The following is a 24063-nucleotide window of genomic DNA, read 5'->3' as shown; positions in this document are numbered from 1 at the left end:
CGGTTCACCCGGTGACGGTGCAGACGGCGCCGTTCAGCCGGAACGCGCCGGGCGGCACGTTCGGCCCGCTGTACGCGCCGACGAAGCCGGCGCTGGTGCTGCCGCCACCGGCGGCGAGCCGGCGGTTGTCGGCGGTGCTGGTCACCCGGACCTCGGTGCCCACCTGTGACCAGTTGGCGCTCCAGCCGCTGCTCACCTGCTGCCACGGCGTGGGCCAGGTCCAGGTGAGCGTCCAGCCGTCGAGGGCACTCGGGCCGGTGTTCACGACGTCGACGGTCGCGACGTAGCCGTTGCCCCAGTCGGTGCCCGGGTGGAAGCGCACGGTGCACGTGCTGGCGGCCGGGCTGCCGGTGGCGAAAGTGAGCGGCGGGGAGGACCAGGAGACCCGGCCCGCGGTGTCCCGGGCAAGCACGTTGACCGTGTACCGGGTGCCCGGTTCGAGGTTGCCCACCGTGAGCGAGGTGCCGGCCGTCTCGCCGAGCTGCTCGCTGACCGCCCCGTGCTGCCGGTACACCTCGTACTTGGCGATCGGCGCGCCGCCGGGCGCGGCCGGCGGCCAGGAGAGGGTCGCCGCCCGGTCGGTCACCGCGCCGGCGGTGGGCCGCCCCGGCGCGCCGGGGCGGGCGCCGGCTGCGGCGGCCGGGCGCAGCACGAGCGTGGTCAGCGAGTACGGCGGCAGCGTCCGGCTGGACGCGCCGCCGGACCGGCCGGTGGCCACGCCGCCCGCCCCGTTGGTCAACGTGTGCACGGTCGGCGCCTCGTCCGCGGGGGTGAACCCGGCGTAGTCGATCGTCACCGGGTGGGCGGTGTCCGGGTCCTTGTTCAGCAGCAGGACCGCCAGGCTGCCGTCGGGCCGGCGGGCCGCGTGCGCGGCGACCAGCGGCTCGTCGCTGCCGGCCCGGACGAGCTGGTCGCCCGCCCGGACGAAGAGGTTCATCATGGACAGCCCGTGGTACGGCGCGAACGGCGTGTTGAACGGCGGCTCGCAGACCGACCCGTCGGCCGTGCACCCGCCGCTTGCGAGCAGCCCGAAGTCGCCGTAGTCGGTCTGCCCGGCGACCTGCGAGACCGTGCCGATCCCGTTGTGCGTGTTCCACCACTGCACGGTGAAGACGCCCTGCTCCAGCAGCCCGCTGTAGGCGTCGGCCAGGAAGAGCGCGCCGGGCTGGGTGTTCTGGCCGGCGCCCACGTTCAACTCGGTGAAGCTGATCCCGATCCGGCCCGCGTCCGGGCCGGCGTAGCGGGCGATCTGCTGGCGCAGGAGCCAGGCGGCGTCCGGGAGGTGGGCGGTCCGGGCCAGGGACTCGGCGGCGGTGCCGCCCGGGTACCAGTGCACGTCGACGAAGTCGATCTTCGGACCGGCGAGGGAGAGCACGGTCTGGTTCCAGGGGCCGGGGTCGGCGCCGGCGGTCAGCCCGTCCGGCCAGTTCCCCGGCATGGTCAGCACCGCGCCGACCTTGATGTCCGGGTCGACCGCCTTCATGGCGTCGGCGTACTCGACGACCAGCCGGGCGTACTGGGTGGCGCTCTTGTCGGGGTGGTCGTCGGCCTCCCAGGCCGAGCCGTAGTGGCCGTTGCCGTAGTTCTCGTTGCCGACCGTCCACCACCGCGCGTCGTAGCCCTTGGTGACGTTGGCGTACCGCACCCACTCGGCGGCCTCGGCCGGTGTGCCGGTGCCGTAGTTGGCGATGATCATCGGCTCGGCGCCGACCCGGCGGGCCGCTGCCATGAAGGTGTCGAAGTCGGTGTCCGGGGCGACGTACCCGCCGGGCGCGGTGTGGGTGCGCCAGTGGTAGATGTCGGCGTAGGAGCCGCCCGGGTAGCGCAGCATCTTCACGCCGGCCGCGCGGAGCAGGTCGGAGGTCTCGGTGCTGCCGAGTTGCTGGTCCCAGATGGCGTGGTTGACGCCGAGCGCGGTGTCCGGCACGGTGGCCAGCCCGGCGCGGGCGTTCACGGTCACCGTCACGGGGTCGGCCGCCGCGCCGGCGGCGGGCGGATCGAGGGCGGCCGGGACGGTGACGGCGAGCAGCAGGCTCGCCGCGTACGCCGCGTACGCCGCGAGGCGGCGCGGGGTGGAGGGGGTTCTGCTCATGCGGGGTCCTTCGGGGGTCGGGCGATCGTCTGTCCTGCGTCGCCCTCCCGGTGTCCGGGTGCCCTGGGAGACGGTCGGCCCCGCGCTGAGCCATCGACGTACCAGAATCCCACGGCGGTCCGCCGGGGCTCAAGACGGACCTCGGGTACGCGGCTTAATTTATAGACAGGAGTCTTTACTGTTAACAAGGTTTAATTTATGTTCATTGGCATCTCCTCCCACCACCCCGAAGGAGTTGCCGCCATGCGTCGAAGAATCACCCTGCCGCTGCTCACCACGGGTGCGGTCACCGCCACCCTGGCGGTCGCCGCGCCCGCCCAGGCACACGGCTACGTCTCATCGCCCCCCAGCCGCCAGGCGCTCTGTGCCCAGAACCGGGTGCCCGACTGCGGCCAGATCAAGTACGAGCCGCAGAGCGTCGAGGGCCCGAAGGGCCTCAAGAGCTGCCACGCCGGCATCGCCCAGTTCGCCGTGCTCAACGACGACAGCCGCGGCTGGCCCGCCACGTCCGTCGGCAGCACGGTGACGTTCACCTGGATCAACACGGCCCGGCACGCCACGTCCAACTGGGAGTACTGGATCGGCAACACCCGGGTCGCGGTCGTCGACGGCGGAGGCCGCCAGCCCGACGCCACCGTGTCGCACACCGTCAACCTCGGTGGCTTCTCCGGCCGGCAGAAGCTCCTCGCCGTGTGGAACATCGCCGACACGGCGAACGCCTTCTACTCCTGCGTCGACCTCCAGATCGGCGGGGGCGGAGGCGGCAACCCCACGCCGTCGCCGACGCCCACGCCGGCCCCGACCACCCCGCGGCCCACGCCCACCCCGACCAGCTCGCCGGCGCCGGGCGGCACCTGGACCGCCGGTCGCGCCTACCAGGTGGGGGACACGGTCACCTACAACGGCCTGACCTACCGCTGCCGCCAGGCGCACACCGCGATCCCCGGCTGGGAACCGCCGAACGTGCCGGCGCTGTGGCTCCAGATCTGACCGGACGGGTGCGGCCACGCCCCGCGTGCGCCGCACCCGGCACCCGTCGACACGCCGATCGGAGGACCGGCATGAGCCGCCCGCTGGCCGCCGCCCTGGTGGCCGTGCTGCTCGCCGGCGCCGGTTGCACCGGCCAGCCGGCGCGGACCGCCGCCACCCCTCCCGGGCCGGCGGCCGAGACGGCGACCAGCGGCATCGACGCGCTGTTCCTGGCCATGATGGTGGCGCACACCGAGCAGACCCTGGAGATCGTCGGCGTCGGGCTCGACCGCACCGCCGATCCCGGGATCCGCACGCTGATCGCCGCCGTCCAGGCCACCGAGACCGACGAACTGGCCACCATGCGCGGCTGGCTGCGCGAGGCCGGCCCGTCCGCCGTGGCGGCCGCCGAGCGGCACGACCACTCCGGGCACAGCGACGCCGCCGCCGGCCTGGCCCGGCTGCGGGCCGCCCCGCCCGGCGACACGGACCGGGTGCTGCTCGACGTGCTCGCCGCCCACCAGCGGACCGCGGCCAAGCTGGCCGGAGCCCAGGTCCAGGCCGGCACCAGCACCCGGGTACGCGACCTCGCCGGCCGGATCGAACGGTCCCGCACCGCCGAGGTCGCGTTGCTGACGAAGCTGCGCGCGCGCTGATCCGCGGGTCAGCCCGGCAGCGACCGGGACACCAGCAGCGCCCAGCCGAGGCAGCCGAAGGACGCGGTGTTCAACACCGCCCGGACCACGTTCGCGCGCACCCAGGCGCTCTCGAACGCCGCCCGCAGCTCCGCCGGGTCGGCCAGCCGAGCGGCCCCCGCCTCCAGCCGGTCGTTGAGCGGCACGTTCACCGCAGCGGTCACCGCGAGCACCAGCACGTAGAGCAGCAGGGCGGCGACCAGCCAGGGCAGCGGCCCGCGCCGCCCGGCGGGCAGGTGCAGCAGGACCGCCGCGAGGGTGCACACCAGCGCACCGCCGAAGCAGAGCGCGAACCAGCCGTTGAGGATGGCCTGGTTGATCGACCGCAGGCCGGCGACGAACGCCCGGTCGTCGACCCGGGCCAGGCCCGGCATCACCGCGTACGCGAAGGCCGCGAAGAGCCCCGCCGTCAGACCCGTGGTCACCGTGGCCAGCAGCAGCACGCCGGCCCGGAGATTCGAAGCGATCATGAGGACCATTGGACACCGCGGGAGCTGGACGCTCCATGGCCGGAACGCCCCGAACCATACGCGAGCGTCTACGCTCACCGCGTGGACGTGCTCGCCGACGTGCTGCGCGGGCTCCGCGCCCGGGACGCCTTCCTGCTCCGTACCGTCATGGACCCGCCCTGGTCGATCCGGGTGCGCGACGCGGCCCCGCTGAGCATCACCACCGTGGTCCGGGGCGAGGCCTGGGTGGCGCCCGACGGCGGCGCGCCGGCGCTGCTGCGCCCCGGGGACGTGGCCGTGCTGCGCGGGCCCGACCCGTACACGGTGGCCGACCACCCGGAGACGCCGCCGCAGGTGGTGATCCACCCCGGGCAGCGGTGCACCACCCTCGGCGGGCAGGAGCTGACCGAGACCATGGCACTGGGCCTGCGCACCTGGGGCACCCGGCCGGACGGCGCGACCGCCCTGCTCACCGGCACGTACGCCAGCAGCGGCGCGGTCGGCGCCGGGCTGCTCGCGGCCCTGCCGCCCCTGGTGGTACTGACCGCCGCCGACGGCGAGCTGCCGGTCGTCGCGCTGCTCGCCGCGGAGCTGGACCGGGACGGGCCCGGGCAGGAGGCGGTGCTGGACCGGCTGCTCGACCTGCTCGTCATCGGGGTGCTGCGCACCTGGCTGGGCCGTCCCGGCGCGCAGCCGCCCGGCTGGTACCGGGCCTACGCCGACCCGGTGGTCGGCCACGCCGTCCGGCTGGTCCAGCACGACCCGGCCCGGGGCTGGACGGTGGCCGGCCTCGCCGCCGCCACCGGCGCCTCCCGGGCCGCCTTCGCCCGCCGGTTCACCGAACTGGTCGGCGAGCCGCCCATGACCTTCGTCACCAACTGGCGCCTCACGCTCGCCGCCGACCTGCTGAGCGACACCGGGCTGACCCTCACCGCGGTTGCCCGCAGAGTCGGCTACAGCAGCCCTTTTGCGCTCAGCGCGGCCTTCAAGCGGGTCCGCGGCGTCAATCCGCGCGACCACCGCGCCACGGCCTGAGGCCCTCCCGCGTCGCCGGTGATCCCGGTAAACCGGCCGCGCGATGTCGCAACCCATGGCTACGCTTCCTGCCGGACGCCGCCCCACCGCACGTCACCCCGCGCCCCGCCGGGCGCGCGGCGCCGCCACCGCCCCCGACCGGACCTGAACCAGGAGACTGTTTGTGACCCAGCAACCTGTCGCGACATCGAACAAACTCGACGCCGCGGTTCTCAAGGTGGCCGGCGTCGTCGTGCTCGGTGCGATCATGTCGATCCTCGACGTGACGGTCGTCAGCGTGGCCCTGCCGACGTTCCAGAACGAGTTCGACGCCTCCTACGCCCGCGTGGCGTGGACCATGACCGGCTACACCCTCGCCCTTGCCACGGTGATCCCGCTCAGCGGGTGGGCCGCCGACCGGTTCGGCACCAAGCGCCTCTACATGGTGGCGCTCGCGCTGTTCACCATCGGTTCGGGGCTGTGCGCCACCGCCGACTCGATCGGCGAGCTGATCGGCTACCGCGTGCTCCAGGGCCTCGGCGGCGGCATGCTCATGCCGCTCGGCATGACGATCATGACCCGCGCGGCCGGCCCGCACCGGATCGGCCGGCTCATGGCCGTCCTCGGCATCCCGATGCTGCTCGGCCCGATCGGTGGCCCGATCCTGGGCGGCTGGCTGATCGACACCGCCAGCTGGCACTGGATCTTCCTGATCAACCTGCCGATCGGCCTGGTCGCCCTGATCTACGCCCAGCTCGCCCTGCCGAAGGACAACCCGGAGCCGTCGGAGTCGTTCGACTTCCTCGGCATGCTGATGCTGTCGCCCGGCCTGGCGCTCTTCCTCTACGGCGTCTCGTCGCTGCCCGAGGCCGGCACGATCCGCGACAACAGCGTCTGGCTGCCCATGCTTGTGGGCGCCGTGCTCGTGGTGGCCTTCGTGTTCTACTCGTTCCGGCCCCGGCACCCGCTGCTCGACCTGCGGCTGTTCCACAATCGCAACCTGACCATCGCCGCGGTGACCCTGTTCGTCTTCATCATCGCGTTCATGGGCGCGGGCCTGCTGTTCCCGAGCTACTTCCTGCAGATCCGCGGTGAGTCGACGCTGACCGCCGGCCTGCTCATGGCGCCGCAGGGCATCGGCGCGATGCTGACCATGCCGATCGCCGGCATGCTGGCCGACAAGGTGCCGGTCGGCCGGACGGTGCCGTTCGCCCTGGTGCTCATCGCCGCCGGGTTCTTCACCTTCACCCAGGTCGACCCGCACACGTCCTACTGGCTGCTCTGCGGCTCGCTGTTCGTGATGGGCCTCGGCATGGGCGGCACCATGATGCCGATCATGACCTCGGCGCTGAAGACCCTGCACGCCGCCGAGGTGGCCCGCGGCTCGACCCTTGTCAACATCCTCCAGCAGATCGGCGGCTCGGTGGGCGCCGCGGTGATGTCGGTGATCCTCACCAGCCGGCTGAACGGCTCCGAGGTGATCCCCGGCGTGACCGACCCGAACAGCGGCAAGCCGGTCACCGAGGCCAGCCTGGCCATCGGTTCGCAGCTGCGGCCGGAGCTGCTCCAGCAGTTCCCGGTGCCGCCGTCGCTGATCGAGCGCGGTCTCGACTTCGCGGCCAGCTCCTTCGCCACCACCTTCTGGGTCGGCTTCGGGCTGGTGCTGCTCACCTTCATCCCGGCCGCGTTGCTGCCCCGCCGGCGCGAGCCGTCGCACCTGCTCGACGGCGGCGCGGGCGAGGAGCAGCGCACGCCGGTGCCGATCCACTGACCCGCCGGTCGGGTCGCCGGGGCCTCGCCCCGCCGGCCCGACCCCGGTCCGGCTCGCGGTCGCGGGGCCTGACGCCGACCGGCGTCAGGCCCCGCCGGCCGTCTGGGCCCCGGCGCCGCGGCGGATGTCGAGCAGGTGGTGCTCGGCCTCGTGGACCGTGTGCCGGCCGAGCCAGAGCAGGGTCCGCACCTCGCGCTGCGGCCACGGGTAGACGCCGGTGCGGGCCAGGTCGACCTCGCCGAGCGCCGCGAAGCGGGCCACGAACCTGTCGGCGGCCGTGGCCAGGTCGGCGAGGACCACCTCCGGGTCCTGGGCGTTGTAGCGCTCGGTGACCACCAGCTCGTCGCGGCCCATCGGCGTGAACTCGGGCTCCGTCACGCGCAGCGCCAGCGCGAGCCGCTCACCCTGCACGCGGAACACGTCCCGGACGTGGCAGGCGTACTCCAGCGGCGACCACACCTCCGGGGCGGGTCGCCGGCGCATGTCCGGCACCCCGTGCAGGGCGGCCGGATAGTCCCCGGCCAGGTCGCGCAACCGCCCCGGCAGGTCGCCGCCGTCGAGCGCGGAATAGACGAACGAGCACTCGGCACACCGATCCACGCGCTCAGGGTAGGTGGTCCGCGGGCATCCCGGGAGGCCGCGCCCGGGCCGCCCGGAGGAGGGCGGCCCGCGGAATCCGCCTCCGGCCGCGGACGTGGCGGCGGAGGATGAGCGGAGCGGGCGCGTCCGGGTGCCGCCGCAGGGAGAAGGGGAGCCGCCGATGACCGCCAACCGGGAGATCGTCGCGGACGCCTTCGCCGCCTGGTCCGCCGGCACCGGCAGCATCACCGACATCTTCGCCGAGGACATGCGCTGGGAGATCACCGGCCGCTCGGTGGCGGGCGGGGTGTACCAGCCGGCGCGCCAGTTCATCGAGGAGGCGCTGACGCCCTTCGGCGCGCGTTTCACTCGGGAGGATCCGTTCCGGCCGGTGCTCATCCGGGGCATCCACGAGGACCCGGCCACCGACACGGTGATCGTCGCGTGGAACGGCCAGGGGACCACCACCATCGGCACGACGTACACCGACACGGTCGCCTGGTTCCTGCGGATGCGGGACGGCAAGGTGGTCGAGGGGACCGCCTTCTTCGACAGCATCGCCTTCAACGAACTCTGGCAGGACGTGCCGGCCTAGCGCGGGCGAGACTGGGCGGCATGCTGACGACGGTCGCGCCGATCGCCCCCACCCAGCACGCCTTCGAGCGCGTGGCCGCCCTCTTCGACGACTACCGGGCGCACTACGGCCATCAACCGTCCCCGCAGCGCACCCGCGCGTGGCTGCGCGACCAGATCGCCCAGCACCGGCTCGCGCTCGCCGCCGCCACCCGCGCCGGACAGGTCTGCGGCTTCGTCACGACGGCGGTCACCCCGGCGTCGCTGCTGTTGGGCACCGCGTGGTCGATCAGCGACCTCTATGTCGCGCCGTTCCAGCGCCGCAGCGGTGTCGCCAGGGCCCTCCTGCGGTATGTCGTCGACGAGGCGCGGGCCGCCGGGGCGTACCGCGTGTCACTGCGGACCGAGGCCGGCAACACCCCCGCCCGCACCCTCTACGCCGAGGCCGGCTTCCGGCCCGTCACCGGGCTGGAACTGCTCAACCTCGTCCTGCGCCCGGAGCACGAGGCCCCGCCGACACCCGGCTGAACGCGGTACCGCCAGGATGGGCGGGTGGACTTCGAGCTGCACCGGGCTGAGTTGCTGGCGTACTGCTACCGGATGCTGGGCTCGTTCCACGAGGCCGAGGACGTCGTGCAGGAGACCATGCTGCGCGCCTGGCGGGCCCGGGACCGGTACGACCCCGCGCGTGCCTCGCAGCGGACCTGGCTGTACCGGATCGCCACGAACGCGTGCCTGACCGCGCTGGAGGGGCGGGCGCGACGGCCCCTGCCGTCCGGGCTGGGCGCGCCGAGCGTCGACCCGGAGGCGCCGCTGACGCCCTCGCTCGACGTGCCGTGGCTGGAGCCGTTTCCCGACGCGCGGAACGAGCTGGAGACGCGGGTCGAGATGCGCCTCGCGCTGGTCGCGGCCATGCAGGTGCTGCCCGCCCGGCAGCGGGCCGTGCTCCTGCTCCGCGAGGTGCTGGAGTTCACCGCCGCCGAGGTCGCCGCGCAGCTGGGCACCACCGTCGCCGCGGTGAACAGCGCACTGCAGCGTGCCCGTGCGGCGCTCCCGGACGTGGGCGACGTCGGTGAGGTCGCCGAGCCGGACGATCCGCGGGTGCGGGCCGTGGTCGACCGGTACGTGCGGGCGTTCGAGGCGGCCGACGTTCCCGGGCTCGTGCGGCTGCTCGCCGACCAGGCGGTCCTGGAGATGCCGCCGGTGCCCCTCTGGTACCGGGGAAGCGGCGACTACGGCCGGTTCATGGATCGCGTGTTCCGGACCCGGGGCACCGGCTGGCACGTGCGACGGCTGGGCGCCAACGGGCAACCGGCTCTCGCGGCGTACGCGCCGCAGCCCGGAGGCCCGCACCGGCTGCACACGGTGCAGGTGCTCACGGTCGCCGGTGGGCGCGTCACGCACAACGTGGTGTTCGCCGACCCGCGCGTCCTCGCGGCGTTCGACCTGCCCGCGGTGATCTCTGCCGACGAGTTGCCCCGGGTGCGATGAGTCCGGGCGGTGCCGCCGGTACGTACCGGTGGACACCTACCGAAGGGACACCATCGTGAGCGTCGTCGTCATCCAGTTCGTGACCCTGGACGGGATCGTGTCGGACCCGGACGGGTCCGGGGGCACGCCCTCGGGCGGCTGGGCCTTCCGGCACGGCCCGGAGACCGTGGCCGGGGACAAGTTCCGCCTCGGCAGAGTGCTCGGCGAGGGGGTGCTGCTTCTCGGGCGGACCACCTGGGAACTGTTCGCCCGGCTCTGGCCCGGACGCGACGACCCGTTCGCCGCCCGGATGAACGCCGTCCCCAAGCTGGTCGCCACCCGCACCCTGGCCGACGTCTCGGCCTGGGCGAACTCGTCGGTCGTCGACGGCGACCTGGTCGAGGCGGTCCGGCGCGAGCGGCGCGACGTCATCGTCACGGGCAGCCTGAGCGTCGTGCACCGGCTGATGGCCGAGGACCTCATCGACGAGTACCGCCTCCTCACCTTCCCGACGATCCTGCGCACCGGTGCGCGGCTCTTCCCGGCGGAGGGTCCGCCCGCGTACCTGCGGTGCCGGTCGGCGGAGCAGGCCGGCGCGGCGGTCCTCACGCGGTACCAGCGGGCGTGAACGGCGCGGCCGAATGCGTTGCGCCATCGTCGTTACATTGACGTTAACTGCTATACCAATCATCGGTGACCGGCTATATGATGCCGATCAGCAGTTCTGCAACGCCTCACACAATCGCTGCTCCGGCACATTTTCCGCGCCTGCCGACCGTCGCGCGTCCGAATCCACCCACGCCCGGCGGCCGATTCCCGCTGCCTGCACAGGCGATTTCCGGACGGCGCGGAAGAGCGTCACCACAAGGGTGGAACGGAAGGGCGGATGATGGCGGGGGTGCCGTCCCTGGTCATCGGTATCGCGGCCTCGGCCGCGGAACGCCGGCAGCTCACCCAGCTGCTCGGCGGCACCGAGACCTTCCTGATCGTCTCCAGCGCGCACCAGGCACGGCGGTTCCTCGAACTGCTGCGCGCGCCGGGGGCGGTGCGACCGGCTCCCGCCCCCGCCGCGGTCGCCGACGAGTCGCCGGCGGCCGGCGGGCCGGTGTCCGAGCTGGACGTCGACTCCGACCGTCGCGTCCTGCGGTGGCGGGAGCGGGAGGTCGGGCTGACGCCGCTGGAGCACGACCTCCTGGTCTGCCTCGCCGGCACACCCGGCCAGGTGTGGACCTACGCGCAGCTGCACCGGGCCGTGTGGGGCAACGACCACCTGGGGCGCGGCTCCGACATGCACTCGGTGGTGCGCCGGGTGCGGCGCAAGCTCGGCCGGGTGGGCGCGGCGCCGACCATCCACGCCGTGCGCGGCATCGGCTTCCGCCTCGCGCCGTCCTGACCCGGTTCTCCGCTCCGCCGTAGCCGGGGAGCCGGCACCTCCGATCCGGGCCGTGAACGCGGTCCGGCCCGCCCGGTGGGGACACCGGGCGGGCCGGACCTTCACGGTCGATGGTCAGCAGCGGATGGGGGACAGGGTGAAGTCCTCCACGGTGGGCGTGGTGTTGTTGATCCTCGTCTGGCGGGTCTGGGGCTTCCAGCCGTCCTTGGCGACGATGATGCTGAGCGGGTTGTTGCGCCGGTCCATCCAGTAGGCGTACTTGCCGTCGGCATCGGTGGCGAACGTCCAGGACATCGCCCACGAGTCGACCTGGACCACCGCGCCGGGAAGCGGCGCGACGGCGCCCTGGCAGCTCCGGCCGGAGACGGTGCCCATCAGCTTGCCCCAGCTGGTCGGCGGCTGCGCGATCATCGTGACCGCCACCGGCGGCACGGTGTACGGCGTGTTCTCCTTGATCGCGACCGATGCCGAGTAGGTGCCGGGCTGGTCGACGTTGGCCGTCATGCCGACGGTCACCGTGACCTTCTCACCCGGTGCCAGGGTGACCTTCGACTTGTCGATGGTCAGCCAGCTGACGTCCGCCGGCCCCTCGGTGCACTCCTCAAGGCCGGGCAGCACCTCACTGTCCTTCGTGGCGTTGAAGCTGCCCGAGGAGCCGCCGATCTTGTAGAAGCCGCACGCCGCACCACCGCGGTAGCGGGGGGTGTTGGCGTTGGGCAGGTTCGCCCACGAGTCGGTGGCCGGGTCGTACGCGAAGCCGGCGTTCGTGATGGCCCCGCCCTGCGAGCCACCGACCACCAGGAGCTTGCCGTTCGCGACGGCGAACGAGCTGGCCCAGTTGTCGGCCGGCGCGTCCGCGACGGCGGTCCAGGCGTTGGCGCCGGGGTCGAACGCGTAGCTGGCCTTCTGCGAGACGGAACCGTCGTTACCGCCGGTGCAGTAGACGGTGCCACCGATGCCGCCGCAGGACGCGAACGCCACCGACTTCGGGTAGTTCGGCAACGTCTCCCAGGCGTCGGTGCCCGGGTCGTAGCGGACCACCGAGTTGGACATCGGCAGGCAGCTGGCCGTGGTGCAGCCGCCGACGGCGTACAGCTTGCCGTCCGCGACGGCCTGGCCGGCCGCGGCCCGCGGGGCGGGGTTGTCGGCCTTCCTGGTCCAGGTGTTGGCAGCCGGGTCGTACGACCAGGTCGTGCCGTCGGGCCCGGCGGCGCCCCAGCCGCCGGTGGCGATGATCCTGCCGTCGACGACCCCGACCGTCATGGCGTTGCGTGCGGCGGGGAGGTCGGCGATCGCCGTCCAGGTCTGGGCGATCGGGTCGTACACGTAGTTCTTCGTGCTGGAGGCCGTGCCGTCACCGCCGGCGATCGAGTAGATCTTGCCGTCGAGGTTCACCACCCGGTTGTCCATCACGTTCGCCGGGTAGTTGGCGATCCCCGTCCACGGCTCCGCCTGGGGGCCGGTCGGTGCGGCGGCCGCGGTGGCCGACTTGCCGGACGGACGGGCGGCGACCGACGTCGGGGTGGTGAGCCGCTGCACCGGCGCGCCGGGCGAGCCGAGCAGCTTCTGCTCGGACAGCTGCGACCCGTCGGCCCGCTGCAGGACGAACCCGCCGTCCTGCTCACTGAACTCGACGGCGACCGGGGCCCCGCCGGTGTTGGTCACCGTGAAGGTCTTGCTGACCTTGCCGGTGGGCATCCGGACCGTGCCGGTCACCGACGTCGGCTGCACAGCCAGCCGGCCAGCGGCCAGTTGGAAGTTCGCCGCCGTCGCCCAGTCGGCCTCGACGTCGACCTGCTTGGTCTGGCTCACGTAGTTGCCGGCCTTGGCGGTGAACGGGTGCTGGCCGGTCAGCGACGAGAACATCCAGTAGAAGCCGTCGGCGAGTTCGGTGTCGTCCGGGGTCGCCACCGTGGTGGCCTTCTCCGCCGGCCGGTCGTCACTGGTGACGGTGGCGCCGTTGACGTAGCCGTTGTCGTTCTTGTCCCGGACGTGGCCCAGCACCAGGCCGCCGTCGACCGGCTTGCAGACGATCTTGCTGCCGATCAGCACGTTGTCGACCTGCCACCACCATTCCCAGGAGGCGTCGTAGTAGTGGAACCGGACCTGGACCTGCGCCTGGCCCGCCGCCTGCGGGATGGGCACCTCGGTGACCCGGGGCCCGCGCACGTCGGCCGCCTGCCGGAGCACGTTGCTCCAGGTGGCGCCGCCGTCGAGGCTGAGGTCGACGTCCGCCCGGTCGGAGCTCAGCCAGTTGAAGTCCTGGTTGAACCGGATCACCGGCGCCGCGACGTCGGTCAGGTCGACCACGGGGCTGACCAGCGAGGTGTCCTGCCGGCCACCGCTGCCGTAGTCGTCGCTGTCGATGATGGCGAACCCGCCGGAGCCGCCGGTCAGGTTGCCCCGGTCACCGCTGTCGGTGAACTTCCAGACCTGGCCGGTGCCGGCGTTGTCCACGACGGACCAGCCGTCGGGCACGCCGGTGCCGTCGAAGGTCTCGTACTCGCCGTCGGAGCTGTTGGTGTAGCCGGGCGCCGCGGTGCACGCGTTCGGGTCGGCCGGTACGGCGATGTTGCTCGTGGTGTTGCCGGAGCCGACCACGACCTCCTTGGTCACGGTCGGGTAGCCCGGGTACTGCGACTCGACCTTGAGCCGGTAGGTCGCCCCGGCCGGCAGCTTGAGGCTGTAGCGGCCGTTGGCGGGGGTGGTGTAGTCGGAGACGGGGAGGCCCTCGACGCTGACCTTCGCGTAGAGCGGCCAGCCGTGCCCGGAGCCGTCGGTGACCTGACCGCCGACGGTGACGCTCGGCACCGCCGTCAGCGCGACGTTCAACGTCGTGGTCGTGTTCGTGGTCACCGTCGCCGAGAGCGTCCTGGTCTGGTAGCCGAACGCCGAGACGGTGACCTGGTAGTCGCCGGCCAGCAGCAGCGACGAGTACGTCCCGTCGGCGGCGGTGGTCAGCGAGCGGGTCGCCGCGCCGGTGAGGGCGATGGTGGCGCCGGCGATCGGGGCGCCGGTGGCCGCGTCGGTCACCTTGCCGGCGAGGGTGCCGTTGTCGCCGATGGGGGCGGCGTTGAGCAGCGCGAGCGCGTCCAGCCGGCCCTCACCGTAGACGTTGTTGTCGTCCGTGGTGCCGCCGCACTGGGTGTCGGCCTTGTCGACCGCCGTGTCGTTCAGCAGCGCGCGGGTCGCCGTGACGTCGCCGACGAGCGTGGGCGCCGCCGACCAGAGCAGCGCGATCGCCCCGGCCAGGTGCGGCGCCGCCATCGACGTGCCGCTGTAGCTGGCGTAGGTGTTGTCCGGCACGCTGGACCGGACGTTGACGCCGGGCGCCGACAGGTTGGGCTTGATCTCGCCGTTCTGCCCGGCGCCGCGGGAGGAGAAGCTGGCGATGTTGTTGTTGATGTCGTACGCGCCGGCCGAGTAGTTGCTGGCCAGGCTGCCCGGGGAGCCGCTGGTCTGGCAGGCGGGCCCGTTGTTGCCGTTGGACCACGTGCCGAAGATGCCCGAGGCGGTCCAGGCGTCGGTCACGTCCTCCATGAACGGCTCGGTGGAGGGCAGCGTGGTGCCCCACGAGTTGTTGATGATGTTCGGCCGCTTGCTGGCGTCCGGGTTCTGCCCGCTGAGGTCGGTGGGCTCCAGCATCCACTGGCCGGAGGAGATCAGCGCGGCGTCGGTCGGGCAGCACCCGTTCGCGGCGATCCACTTGACCTCGGGGGCGACGCCGATCTGGTTGGCGCCGTCGGCACCCGCCATGGTGCCCATCGTGTGCGTGCCGTGGCCGTCCTCGTCGCACGGGGCGGTGGCGCAGGTGCCGGCGGCGTCGTACCAGTTGTAGTTGTGGTCGAAGGTGCCGTCACCGTTGTTGCCCCGGTAGGAGTTGACCAGCGCCGGGTGGTCGAACTGGACGCCGCTGTCGATGCTGGCCACCGTGATGCCGGCGCCCTTGACGCCGTACTGGGACCACACGTCGTCGGCGTTGATGTTCGCGATGCCCCACTCCAGGGCGTTCACCGACTTCTCGTCGGTGCCCTGGGTGACCTCGGGGAGCTTGTACTCGATGGGGGCGTACAGGCCGTCGACCTCGGCGTGGGCGGCGAAGTTCTGGGCCATCGTGAGGGAACCGCCGCTGACCTTGATGGCGTTGGTCGCCCAGAAGGTCTGGTACTTCGTGCCCGAGCGGTCCAGTTCGGCGCGGATCTTCGCCTGGCTGTCGGCGGCGGTCTTCTTGAGCGCGTCGGCGACCTCGGTGCCCCGCTTGGCCCAGTCCTTGTTCGCGCCGGCCTTGCCCAGGTCGGCCTTGGCGCCGAAGTGGATCCAGAAGTCGCCCTCGCTCTTGCCCTGGAGTTGCCGGGTGAGTTCGGGGCGGATCTTGTCGCCGGCGGATGCGCCGGTGCCCGTTCCGGTCTGCGCAGCCTGCGCGCCTGTGCCGGTGGCGGCCATGGTGGTCGCGGCGAGAACCAGGGCCGCGCCCGCGCTCACCAGCCGACCGGCCAGGCCCCTCCTGTGTGGACGTCTCAGCATCGGTGCTGCCTCCTCCAGAACGACCCGCGGATGTTCGAGCCATGGCGGATGGGCGCAGGAGACTCCTCTCCCGTCGGATCACACCGGTTTGAACGAACCCCCCAAGCCCCCTAGGCGCCGTGCGGGTCTACGCCGGCTGCCTGAGTGGACACTATGATCGACAGGAAAGCGCGATCAAGCACCGTACGTGAGCAACTTGTCACCAACAGGTCCCCCTCGGTGGGGGGCGGTTGACATTGACTGTCACGGCGATTCCCAGGTGCGGCAATTTTTGCCGCTGGTACCTCCGGGCGGGGGGTAACGGTGACCGAGGAGGAGACGAGCGGGGCGGAGCATCCGTTCCCGCTGGTGATCGGGGTGACCTCGGCGCCGGCCGAACGGGTCCGCCTCACCGAGCTTCTCGACGGCGTCGCGCCCCTGCTCCTGGTCGCCGACCTCGACGAACTGCGCCGGTTGCTCGCGTCGCCGGGAGCGACGCCGGCGGCCCTCGACACCCCGCCACCGCCCGCCCCGACGCCGCCGCCGGACGACACGCTGGTGATCGACGCGGCCCGGTCCACCGCCCGCTGGGGCGACCGGGAGATCGTCCTCACCCGGCTCGAGCGCGACCTGCTGGCCTGCCTGACCACCCAGCCGGTGCGGGTCTGGACGTACGCCGAGCTGCACCGCTGCGTCTGGCACGACGAGGGGCTGCAGGACAAGGCGGACGTGCAGTCCCTGGTGAAGCGGCTGCGCCGCAAGCTCGACCAGTTGGGCACCGGCGTCACCGTCGTCGCCGTACGGGGCGTCGGGCTCCGGCTCACCGACCACCGGCGGCCCCGGGCACAGGGCACCGGGCACCTGCCGAACGGCCGCTAGGGCCACGCTGCCCCGGTGACCGACTACGTCCCGGAGCGTACGGGCGTACCCCCGCTGCCGTACCTCGACGGCCGCCCCACGTCGGACGACGCGCCGCCCGCTCCTTGGAAACATGACTGGCCGATGGACGCACGTCCCGGCTCGTCCGGCCGCGTCCGCCCAGAGGGAGGGATCAATGGGACAGAATCGGCTCGGGAGTGCGGCCGGGGCGCCACCACGACGCGGACCGGGGGCGGCGAACGCCCCGGGCCGGCGCTGGGGATGGTGGGGCATCGTCTTCGTGGCCGCCTTCGTCGCCAGCATCGCGGCTGGCAGCGCGCTCAAGGCGGGGGAGAGCCTCTACCTGCCCGACGCGTCCGTCGCGCAGTTGCGTGACTTCTATGCCGCCAGCCGTTCGGCGGTGCTCGTCCAGTCAGCGTTGCAGATCCTGGCGGCGGTCGCCCTGTACCGGTTCGGGTGGCGGCTGCGCACGGCGCTGCACACGAAGGGCACCCGTGCCGGCGCGGTGCTGGGTTGGGGTACGGCGATCACCGCGGGGTCGCTGTTCGCCTCAGTGGTGTGCGGGCTGGCCCTGCTGCTGGCGACGCAGGCCGGCGACACGACCGTCGCCGGTCTCGGCAGGGCCGCGCTGGTGCTCGGCGGTGCGGCACACCTGCTCGGCGCCGGCCTGCTGATCGCGGCGGCCTCGGCGGTCGCGTGGCGTTCCCATCGGCGGCCCCGGTGGGTGTTCGGCTACGGGAGACTCGTGGGACCGCTGGTGGCGGCCTCTGCCCTCTCGATCCTGCTGCCGCCGCTCGTCCGGCCGGAGCCGGCGTTCCGGCTTCTCGCGGCCGTCTGGCTCGTCGGCACGGGAATTGCCATCCTGCGGGGGGCCTTCGACGAAGTGAGGTAGGACCGGCAGGGGCAGCACCTAGGCTGGCCGGAAGGAGGTGGCAGCGGTGGGTGCTGACGGTCAGGGCCGGTCGACGGGGAGGCGCAACCGCCTGCTCCTGGCCGGCCTGCTGGCGGTGGTCGGGCTGATCCTCCTGCTGCTCGGCCTCACCGTCGCCAACGGCGCGGTCGCCGGCGTCGAGGTCGCGCTGGCCCTGCTGCTCCTGATCGCCAGCTACGCGATCCAGCACGTGGCCCGCCGCAACACCCTCTACCGCGACGAGCGGCGGCGGTGACCGGAGCGGCACGCCGGCACCGTTAGGCTGACCGGCGTGGATCAGGAAGACCGGATCGCGCTGTTCCTCGACTACGAGAACCTGGCGCTGGGTGTGCGGGACCATCACGGCGGCCGGCCGTTCGACTTCCGCCCGATCGCCGACGCCCTCGCCGAGCGCGGCCGGGTCGTCGTGCGCCGGGCGTACGCGGACTGGTCGTACTTCGACGAGGACCGGCGGATGCTCACCCGGTCGCACGTCGAGCTGATCGAGATTCCGCAGCGGATGGGCGCCTCGCGGAAGAACGCCGCGGACATCAAGATGGCCGTCGACGCCGTCGAGCTGGCGTTCGAGCGCGGCTACATCTCGACGTTCGTGATCTGCACGGGCGACAGCGACTTCACGCCGCTGGTGCACAAGCTCCGCGAACTCAACAAGCGGGTGATCGGGGTCGGTGTGGAGAAGTCCACGTCGGCGCTGCTGCCGCCCGCCTGCGACGAGTTCCTCTTCTACGAACGCCTCGAAGGGGTCGACGTGCCGCCGGCGGCCGGCCGCCGGGTTCGGGCGGCCCGCCCGGCCGAGCCTCAGACGCCGCCGCCGACCGAGCTGCCGGCGGAGCCGCCGGCCGAGGCCCCGTCGGCCGGGGAGGAGCCTGCGCGGGACGTCGACACGCTCGCCGTGCTGGTGGCCCAGACCGTGGCCGGCATGCAGGGCAGCTCCAGCGGCGAGGTGACCGCCTCCGGCCTCAAGCGCACGCTGCTCCGCAAGGACCCGACGTTCAGCGAATCCGACTACGGCTTCCGCACCTTCGGGGAACTGCTGCGCCACCTGGCCGGGCACAACGTCATCGAGCTGGCCGCGGGACCCGCCAAGGGTGACCCGGAGGTGTCGCTGCCCGAGCGGGGCGACCGGGAGGTGGCCTTCGCGCTGCTGCGGTCCGTGGTCGTGGACCTGGCCGGCGAGGGTGGCGCAGTGCCGCTGTCCGGGCTCAAGGACCAGCTCCGCCGGGCGCGGCCGGACTTCAGCGAGAAGAAGCTCGGCTACCGCAGCTTCCTCCAGTTCGCCAAGGCCGCCGCCACGAGCGGGGCAGTCGAGCTGCGGTGGAGCCCGGAGGCCGACGACTACCTGCTCACCCCGCACACCCCCTGACGGCGGGCCCGCCCCCGTTCAGGTCCGGCGGCACAGCAGCGGGTCCACCACCGGCAGCCGCAGCGGATCCAGGCAGATGCCCGACCCGGCGGGGTCGCTCGGGGAGGGCGAGCCGGTGGGCGTCCCGGTGGGGCTCGCGGTCGGGGTGACGGTCGGGGCCGGGCTCCCGGTCGGGCTCACCGCCGGTGGCGTCGTCGGTGGGGTCGGGGCGGGCGTCGTGGCGCGGGACGGCACCGGCAGCGCGATCCGCTCCGTGCCGACCGGGGTCGGGCTTCCGGTGCCGGGCCGCCGCGTGCCGTCTGCCGGCCGGGGGAGCGGGGTGGGTTCGCCGGCCGGCGACCGGGTCGCGGCGCCGTCGGGCGTGCCGAGGACCGGTTCGGACGCGCGCACGTCGCCGGGTGTCGGGGCGGCACCGTCCGCGGTCGTCCCCGTCGGGTGCACCGGCCCGGCCGTCGCGGGCCAGGTGCCTGCCGCCGTCACGCCGAGAAGCACCACGACCGCCACGGCGCCGGCCGCGACCAGGCGCTCCGCACGCCGCCGTGGCACCGGGGCGTCCGCCACACCGAGCGGTCGCGGTGGCCGGGGCCGGGCCGCGCGGTGCGCGGCCAGCAGCGCCTCGAGCTGCGTGGCGACCGTGTCCCGGGTTCCGGTGGCGGCGGCGTACGCGAGGGTGAGGTAGAAGCGGACGTTCGCCGCGCCGGTGACCGGAACGCGCAGGCCGGCCGGGCGCCGGCCGTCCCCGGGGTGCAGCAGGGTGACCGGCAGGTCGGGGTGGTGCCCGAGGCCGAGCAGGTCGTCGTGGGCCCACTCACGCCGGCCGGCCCGCCCGGCGAAGGCGACCCGCCGGTCGGTCACCACGGCGGCGCCGGTGTCGACCACCCGCAGCCCGGCCGGGAGCGCGCCATCGGCCGGGTCGGACACGTCCACGGTCGGCGCCGGGTCCGGCACGGGGAGCCCCGGCAGGTGCCGGGCCTCCGCCTCGACCAGCTCGGCGACCGGCACGATGCGGTAGACCACCTCGCCGTCGTCCAGCTCGACCGGCAGGTCGGTGCCGGGGAGGGTGCAGCCGTGGAAGCCGGTCGCCTCGATCCGGAGCCGCTCCAGGTGCTCGGTGCGGCGGCGCCACGTCCGGGCCGCCGCCTCGTACGCACTTCGCCGGCGCTCGTTCTCGCGCCGCGTCCATGCAATCTGCCGTCCCAGCTCGGGGTGACGCCCGGCCGGGGTGGACCGTCTCGTCGTCACGCCCGGTACAACGTCCTCCACGGAGGGTGGACACGTGAGGGCGGCTATCGTCCGCTTAGGTGCCGGTACGTCCGTGCGACAATCCGCACATGGCGCAGATCGTCCAGTTGCTGGCCTCGCCGGTGCACCGCTACGTGGGCCGGCCGGCCGACGGCCCGGCCCCGGCGCCGCCGGGCGAGCTGGTCGAGGAGGTCCGGATCCGGGCCGGCCTGGGCATCGTCGGTGACCGCTACTTCGGCAAGCCGGCGCACCGGGAGGCGAGCGTGACCTTGATCGCGCAGGAATCGCTGCCTCCCGGGGCCGACCTCACCCAGGTCCGGCGCAACGTGCTGACCCGTGGCATCGCCGTCGACGACCTGGTGGGCCGGGTGCTCACCCTGGACTCCGGCGACGGGCCGGTCAGCCTGCGGGTCCACCGGGCCGCCCCGCCCTGTGCCTGGCTGGACGTCACCGTCGCGCCCGGCACCTGGAAGGCGCTGCGCGGCCGGGGCGGTGTGCGCTGTGCCCCGCTCACCGACGGCGTCCTGCGGGTCGGGCCGGTCGAGGTGACCGTCGATTCCTGAGCGCGCCGGGAACTTTCCGGCCTCGTCGGCCGACCAACGGGTGACCGTCCGGCCGGTGGCGGGGTGACAGGGAGGACGGCGGGGATGAACCGAGCGAGCCTCGCGCCCGTACCGTCGATCATGACCGTGGTGGACCGGCGGGCCGGGCGCGGATGAGCCCCGAGACCGACGACGAGCAGGTGACCCGGTGGGCGCACCGGGCCGGGCGGGGCGACCAGCAGGCCGCCGCCGCGTTCGTCCGGGCCCTCCAGGGCCCGGTGTGGCGGTTCCTCGCGCACCTGGCCGGTCCCGCCGAGGCCGACGACCTCACCCAGGAGACGTTCCTGCGCGCGCTGCGCGCCCTGCCCGGCTTCGCCGGCCGGTCCACGGCCCGCACCTGGGTCTTCGCCATCGCCCGCCGGGTCGCCGTGGACCACGTCCGGGCCGCGACGGCACGCCCCCGGGTGGCCGCGCTGCCCGACTGGCAGGCCGCCGCCGAGGCGGCCGGGGCGGTCACCGCGGGCGGGGACGAGGCCGTGACCCTGCGCGGGCTCATCGCCGGGCTCGCCCCGGAACGGCGGGAGGCGTTCGTCGCCACCCAGGTGGTCGGCCTCTCCTACGCCGAGGCGGCCCAGGTGTGCGGTTGCCCGGTCGGCACCATCCGGTCCCGGGTCGCCCGCGCCCGGGAGGACCTGGTCGCCGCGTGGCAGGGCGAGGCGCGGCCGGCCCGGGGCAGCCGGGTCGTCTGACCCGGCCGGCCCGTCAGGCGGCCCGGCGGTCGCGGGCCTGCGCGGCGTACGGCATGGGCGGCACCAGGCGCAGCGGCGCGGGCTCCGGCGGCTCCTCGGTACGCAGCGACCAGCGCGACCCGGCCGACCGGCCCTGCCGGGGCGGCGTGCCGCCCGGGCGCCACCGGGGCCGCGCGAGCAGCACCATCACCACCCAGCCGACCAGCAGGAAGCCGTGGCTGACCAGCCGCTGCACCGCCACCTGCCCCGTGATCAGGTCGTTCACCGACAGCAGCAGCAGGGTGGCGACGAACGCGCTGAGCATCGGCAGCAGCCCCGCCGGGGCGGAGCGCCGCAGCGCCACGTAGAGGAAGCCGGCGCCCACGGCCACGTTCCACGCCGCCGACTCGTGCCAGAGGTGCTGGCCGGTGGCGTGCGCGTGGTCGATCACGGCCTCCCGGCCGACCTGGGTCAGGCCCAGCACGAGCTGCACCGCGCCGAGCAGCCCGAGCACCCCGCGCAGGCCGAGGGCCACGCGCTCCCGCCACCCGGGCCGGGCCGGCGGGGCCGCGGCGAGCACCGCGTCGACCAGGTCGGGCACCGGCGGAGCGAGCTGCGTACGGGCCCGCCGGGTCACCGCGACGGCCGCCTCGAACCACCCCCGGCAGCCGGCGCACCCCGCCAGGTGCGCCTCGGCCGCCGCGCTCTCCGACCGGGTCGCCTCCCCGTCCAGCTGCGCCGACAGGATCTCCCGCCACTGCTCACACGCCATGTACAGGTAGTCGTCCGCACCGGCCGCCTGGTTCCCGCGGCCCCGACGCCGACCTGCGCGCGTCACGCCTGCGCCAGCAGGTTCTTCTGCACCTTGCCCATGGCGTTACGGGGCAGGGCGTCGACCAGCCGGACCTGCCGGGGCCGCTTGTGCACCGACAGGTGCCGGGCCACGAAATCGATCAGGTCGGCCTCCCGCAGGCCGTCGCCGACCACGTACGCGGTCACCTGCTGGCCCAGGTCCGGGTGCGGCGTGCCGACCACGGCCGCCTCGCGGACCCCGGGATGGGCGAGCAGCGCGTCCTCCACCTCGCCCGCCCCGATCCGGTAGCCGCCGCTCTTGATCAGGTCGGTGGCGGCGCGGCCGACGATCCGGTGCCAGCCGTCCGGCCCGACCGTCGCCACGTCCCCGGTGCGGAACCAGCCGTCCGCGGTCCGGCTGGCCGCGTCGGCGTCCGGCCGGTGCAGGTAGCCGTCGAAGAGCGTGTCGCCGCGCACCTGGAGCTCGCCCATCCCGTCGGCGGGCAGCGGGCCGCCCTGCTCGTCCACCACCCGGGTGCGTACCCCGGGCAGCGGCAGGCCCACGGTGCCGGGCCGCCGGGGCCCGTCGGCCCGGGCGCTCACGGTGATCAGGGTCTCGGTCATGCCGTACCGCTCGACGACCCGGTGGCCGGCCAGGTCGGCGAGCGCCGCGAAGACCGGCTCGGGCAGCGCGGCGCTGCCGGAGACCAGCAGCCGCGCCCCGCGCAGGGCCCGCGCCGCGTCCCGGTCCGCGGCGATCCGCGACCAGATCGTGGGTACGCCGAAGTAGAGCGAGCCGGTGGCGGCCGCGTACCGCTCGGGGCGGGGCCGGCCGACGTGGTGCAGCCGGCTGCCGAGCCGCAGCGGGCCGAGAACGCCGAGCACCAGCCCGTGCACGTGGAACAGCGGCAGCCCGTGCACCAGCCGGTCGTCCGGTGTCCACGACCAGGCGTCGGCGAGCCCATCCAGGCAGGCGGCGACGGCGCGGCGGGACAGCACCGCGCCCTTCGGAGCGCCCGTGGTGCCGCTCGTGTAGAGGATCAGCGCGGTGGCCGCCGGGTCCGGCTCCAGGTGCCGGGTGTCCGACCGCCGGGTCAGGTCGACCGGCACGGCCGGGGGCGCTGCGGGGGAGTCGACCACCGCACCGCCGGCGGGCGTCAGCAGCGCCTCGGCGCCCGAGTCCCGCAGGATGTGCTCGCGTTCCACCGGCCCGGCGTCCGGCGGCACCGGGACGACTGCCGCCCCGGCCAGCAGCCCGCCCACCACGCCGACCACGGTCTCCAGACTCGGTGTGGCCGGCACGGCCACCCGCCCGACGCCGCCCAGGTCTTCGGCGACCGCGGCGGCCATCCGGCGCAGTTCGACCCAGGACACCGACCGGTCGTCGACCCGGACCGCCTCCGGCCGCTCGTCGGTCGACTCGGACAGCCAGCTCAGCAGCGCCACACCGCGGCTCCTCCCCGATCGCGCGACCACCCCGACGTCCCCGGGGCGAAGCCCTGCTTCCGGGCCCGTGGGCAGTGTGCCATCGTTGGCCGTCCGGGGCGGCTGGAGCACGTCGAGGTGCCCGACGAGGCCGCACGCGGGCGATCGCTGACAAGACGACGAAAGGGCCCGACCCCTTGGTGGGGTCGGGCCCTTCCGTGTTGCGTGGTGCGGTGGATCAGGACGCGGAGTAGCCGCGGGTGGCGATCCAGTCGGCGAGGTTGTCGACGCTGATGCGGTAGGAGGCCATGTTCGGGTTGGCGCTGTCGGCGATGGTGACGGTGTTGCCGTTGTCGCGGTAGCCGACGACGCTGATGTAGTGGCCGCCTTCGAAGGAGTGGGTGTTGCCGTCGGTGTCGGTGGTGGTGCCGGCGATGTTGGCGACCACGGCGCGGCCGTCGTCGACGGTGCGCACGATGTCAGCGCGCAGGGTGTCGGTCTGCTTGTCGTCGGCCTTGCCGTCGCGGATTTCGACGGACCGGTAGTGCTTGCCGGTCTCCTTGTTCAGGACGGGGGTGATGTCGTTGATGCTGTTGGTGCCGGCCTCGGTGGTGCCCATCTCCTTGGCCATGGCGTCCACGTCGATGTTCTTG

The 24063-nt window shown here is 73.7% G+C and carries 23 protein-coding genes; 15 read left to right on the top strand and 8 right to left on the bottom strand.

What is annotated here, in order from left to right:
- Window positions 1–4: 4 nt before the first annotated feature.
- Window positions 5–2092: a cellulose binding domain-containing protein gene (locus GA0070214_RS19435; RefSeq protein ID WP_091265685.1), complete on the bottom strand. Its 2088-nt coding sequence runs from the start codon at window positions 2090–2092 to the stop codon at window positions 5–7.
- A gap of 243 nt (window positions 2093–2335) precedes the next feature.
- Between GA0070214_RS19435 and GA0070214_RS19430 the strand changes: the two genes are divergently transcribed.
- Window positions 2336–3082, top strand: a complete 747-nt coding sequence (locus tag GA0070214_RS19430) for a lytic polysaccharide monooxygenase (RefSeq protein WP_091265682.1) — start codon at window positions 2336–2338, stop codon at window positions 3080–3082.
- Between the two features lie 71 nt (window positions 3083–3153).
- The gene (locus GA0070214_RS19425) at window positions 3154–3717 is read left to right on the top strand and encodes a DUF305 domain-containing protein (RefSeq protein ID WP_091265680.1); all 564 of its coding nucleotides are present in this window, start codon (window positions 3154–3156) and stop codon (window positions 3715–3717) included.
- Between the two features lie 8 nt (window positions 3718–3725).
- Here the strand turns inward: GA0070214_RS19425 and GA0070214_RS19420 are convergent, their stop codons facing one another.
- A complete protein-coding gene (locus tag GA0070214_RS19420; RefSeq protein ID WP_091266588.1) occupies window positions 3726–4226 on the bottom strand; it encodes an anthrone oxygenase family protein in 501 nt (166 codons plus the stop codon).
- Window positions 4227–4307: 81 nt separating this feature from the next.
- Here GA0070214_RS19420 and GA0070214_RS19415 point away from each other — a divergent pair, with 81 nt between their 5' ends.
- Window positions 4308–5240, top strand: a complete 933-nt coding sequence (locus GA0070214_RS19415; protein WP_091265678.1) for an AraC family transcriptional regulator — start codon at window positions 4308–4310, stop codon at window positions 5238–5240.
- A 163-nt stretch (window positions 5241–5403) separates the two neighbouring features.
- Window positions 5404–6990, top strand: a complete 1587-nt coding sequence (locus GA0070214_RS19410; protein ID WP_091265675.1) for a DHA2 family efflux MFS transporter permease subunit — start codon at window positions 5404–5406, stop codon at window positions 6988–6990.
- 84 nt (window positions 6991–7074) lie between these two features.
- Here GA0070214_RS19410 and GA0070214_RS31895 read toward each other — a convergent pair whose 3' ends face one another.
- Window positions 7075–7590: a DinB family protein gene (locus tag GA0070214_RS31895; protein WP_167364296.1), complete on the bottom strand. Its 516-nt coding sequence runs from the start codon at window positions 7588–7590 to the stop codon at window positions 7075–7077.
- A gap of 160 nt (window positions 7591–7750) precedes the next feature.
- On the opposite strand from GA0070214_RS31895, the gene GA0070214_RS31890 reads away from it, so the two are divergent.
- The 5 genes from GA0070214_RS31890 (at window position 7751) to GA0070214_RS19385 (ending at window position 11005) form a co-directional block, all read left to right on the top strand.
- Entirely contained in the window at window positions 7751–8164 is a 414-nt protein-coding gene (locus GA0070214_RS31890) for a nuclear transport factor 2 family protein (RefSeq protein WP_167364295.1), read from the top strand.
- 20 nt (window positions 8165–8184) lie between these two features.
- Window positions 8185–8670, top strand: coding sequence for a GNAT family N-acetyltransferase (locus tag GA0070214_RS19400; protein WP_091265668.1), 486 nt, complete (start codon window positions 8185–8187; stop codon window positions 8668–8670).
- A 24-nt stretch (window positions 8671–8694) separates the two neighbouring features.
- Window positions 8695–9633 carry a sigma-70 family RNA polymerase sigma factor gene (locus tag GA0070214_RS19395; RefSeq protein ID WP_091265666.1) on the top strand — a complete coding sequence of 313 codons (939 nt, stop codon included), beginning with the start codon at window positions 8695–8697 and terminating at the stop codon, window positions 9631–9633.
- Window positions 9634–9688: 55 nt separating this feature from the next.
- The gene (locus GA0070214_RS19390; RefSeq protein WP_091266584.1) at window positions 9689–10240 is read left to right on the top strand and encodes a dihydrofolate reductase family protein; all 552 of its coding nucleotides are present in this window, start codon (window positions 9689–9691) and stop codon (window positions 10238–10240) included.
- 261 nt (window positions 10241–10501) lie between these two features.
- A complete protein-coding gene (locus GA0070214_RS19385) occupies window positions 10502–11005 on the top strand; it encodes a winged helix-turn-helix domain-containing protein (RefSeq protein WP_091266580.1) in 504 nt (167 codons plus the stop codon).
- Window positions 11006–11119: 114 nt separating this feature from the next.
- Here the strand turns inward: GA0070214_RS19385 and GA0070214_RS19380 are convergent, their stop codons facing one another.
- Window positions 11120–15529, bottom strand: coding sequence for a S8 family serine peptidase (locus GA0070214_RS19380; RefSeq protein ID WP_091265663.1), 4410 nt, complete (start codon window positions 15527–15529; stop codon window positions 11120–11122).
- Between the two features lie 303 nt (window positions 15530–15832).
- Between GA0070214_RS19380 and GA0070214_RS19375 the strand changes: the two genes are divergently transcribed.
- The 4 genes from GA0070214_RS19375 to GA0070214_RS19360 all read left to right on the top strand — a co-directional run bounded on the left by GA0070214_RS19375 (window position 15833) and on the right by GA0070214_RS19360 (window position 18681).
- Window positions 15833–16387 carry a winged helix-turn-helix domain-containing protein gene (locus GA0070214_RS19375; RefSeq protein WP_091265660.1) on the top strand — a complete coding sequence of 185 codons (555 nt, stop codon included), beginning with the start codon at window positions 15833–15835 and terminating at the stop codon, window positions 16385–16387.
- 280 nt (window positions 16388–16667) lie between these two features.
- Complete coding sequence (locus tag GA0070214_RS19370) at window positions 16668–17279, top strand: hypothetical protein (RefSeq protein WP_091265657.1); 612 nt, start codon at window positions 16668–16670, stop codon at window positions 17277–17279.
- A 46-nt stretch (window positions 17280–17325) separates the two neighbouring features.
- The gene (locus tag GA0070214_RS19365; protein ID WP_091265653.1) at window positions 17326–17553 is read left to right on the top strand and encodes a hypothetical protein; all 228 of its coding nucleotides are present in this window, start codon (window positions 17326–17328) and stop codon (window positions 17551–17553) included.
- A 36-nt stretch (window positions 17554–17589) separates the two neighbouring features.
- The gene (locus tag GA0070214_RS19360) at window positions 17590–18681 is read left to right on the top strand and encodes a PIN domain-containing protein (protein WP_091265650.1); all 1092 of its coding nucleotides are present in this window, start codon (window positions 17590–17592) and stop codon (window positions 18679–18681) included.
- 18 nt (window positions 18682–18699) lie between these two features.
- Here GA0070214_RS19360 and GA0070214_RS19355 read toward each other — a convergent pair whose 3' ends face one another.
- Window positions 18700–19923 (bottom strand): hypothetical protein, encoded by a 1224-nt coding sequence (locus GA0070214_RS19355; protein ID WP_091265648.1) that lies wholly within the window; start codon window positions 19921–19923, stop codon window positions 18700–18702.
- 89 nt (window positions 19924–20012) lie between these two features.
- Here GA0070214_RS19355 and GA0070214_RS19350 point away from each other — a divergent pair, with 89 nt between their 5' ends.
- Window positions 20013–20486 (top strand): molybdenum cofactor biosysynthesis protein, encoded by a 474-nt coding sequence (locus GA0070214_RS19350; RefSeq protein ID WP_091265645.1) that lies wholly within the window; start codon window positions 20013–20015, stop codon window positions 20484–20486.
- Between the two features lie 152 nt (window positions 20487–20638).
- Entirely contained in the window at window positions 20639–21214 is a 576-nt protein-coding gene (locus GA0070214_RS19345; RefSeq protein ID WP_091265642.1) for a sigma-70 family RNA polymerase sigma factor, read from the top strand.
- 13 nt (window positions 21215–21227) lie between these two features.
- Here GA0070214_RS19345 and GA0070214_RS19340 read toward each other — a convergent pair whose 3' ends face one another.
- From GA0070214_RS19340 to GA0070214_RS19330, 3 genes are all read right to left on the bottom strand, one after another.
- Window positions 21228–21965 carry a zf-HC2 domain-containing protein gene (locus GA0070214_RS19340; protein ID WP_091265639.1) on the bottom strand — a complete coding sequence of 246 codons (738 nt, stop codon included), beginning with the start codon at window positions 21963–21965 and terminating at the stop codon, window positions 21228–21230.
- A gap of 62 nt (window positions 21966–22027) precedes the next feature.
- Window positions 22028–23431: an acyl-CoA synthetase gene (locus GA0070214_RS19335; RefSeq protein ID WP_091265636.1), complete on the bottom strand. Its 1404-nt coding sequence runs from the start codon at window positions 23429–23431 to the stop codon at window positions 22028–22030.
- Window positions 23432–23648: 217 nt separating this feature from the next.
- Window positions 23649–24063 (bottom strand): C39 family peptidase (locus GA0070214_RS19330; RefSeq protein ID WP_208602827.1); only part of this gene is annotated, 415 nt, incomplete at its 5' end.

The sequence above is a fragment of the Micromonospora chaiyaphumensis genome (assembly GCF_900091435.1).
Classification (GTDB): domain Bacteria; phylum Actinomycetota; class Actinomycetes; order Mycobacteriales; family Micromonosporaceae; genus Micromonospora; species Micromonospora chaiyaphumensis.
The sequence above is the reverse complement of the archived record's forward strand: the minus strand, read 5'-3'. Positions and strand labels throughout refer to the sequence as shown.

What these genes read in the sequence shown, in the direction of transcription:
- GA0070214_RS19435 (WP_091265685.1), bottom strand. Translation starts at nt 2,092, where the DNA reads ATGAGCAGAACCCCCTCCACCCCGCGCCGCCTCGCGGCGTACGCGGCG.
- GA0070214_RS19430 (WP_091265682.1), top strand. Translation starts at nt 2,336, where the DNA reads ATGCGTCGAAGAATCACCCTGCCGCTGCTCACCACGGGTGCGGTCACC.
- GA0070214_RS19425 (WP_091265680.1), top strand. Translation starts at nt 3,154, where the DNA reads ATGAGCCGCCCGCTGGCCGCCGCCCTGGTGGCCGTGCTGCTCGCCGGC.
- GA0070214_RS19420 (WP_091266588.1), bottom strand. Translation starts at nt 4,226, where the DNA reads ATGATCGCTTCGAATCTCCGGGCCGGCGTGCTGCTGCTGGCCACGGTG.
- GA0070214_RS31890 (WP_167364295.1), top strand. Translation starts at nt 7,751, where the DNA reads ATGACCGCCAACCGGGAGATCGTCGCGGACGCCTTCGCCGCCTGGTCC.
- GA0070214_RS19400 (WP_091265668.1), top strand. Translation starts at nt 8,185, where the DNA reads ATGCTGACGACGGTCGCGCCGATCGCCCCCACCCAGCACGCCTTCGAG.
- GA0070214_RS19385 (WP_091266580.1), top strand. Translation starts at nt 10,502, where the DNA reads ATGGCGGGGGTGCCGTCCCTGGTCATCGGTATCGCGGCCTCGGCCGCG.
- GA0070214_RS19380 (WP_091265663.1), bottom strand. Translation starts at nt 15,529, where the DNA reads ATGCTGAGACGTCCACACAGGAGGGGCCTGGCCGGTCGGCTGGTGAGC.
- GA0070214_RS19350 (WP_091265645.1), top strand. Translation starts at nt 20,013, where the DNA reads ATGGCGCAGATCGTCCAGTTGCTGGCCTCGCCGGTGCACCGCTACGTG.
- GA0070214_RS19345 (WP_091265642.1), top strand. Translation starts at nt 20,639, where the DNA reads ATGAGCCCCGAGACCGACGACGAGCAGGTGACCCGGTGGGCGCACCGG.
- GA0070214_RS19340 (WP_091265639.1), bottom strand. Translation starts at nt 21,965, where the DNA reads ATGGCGTGTGAGCAGTGGCGGGAGATCCTGTCGGCGCAGCTGGACGGG.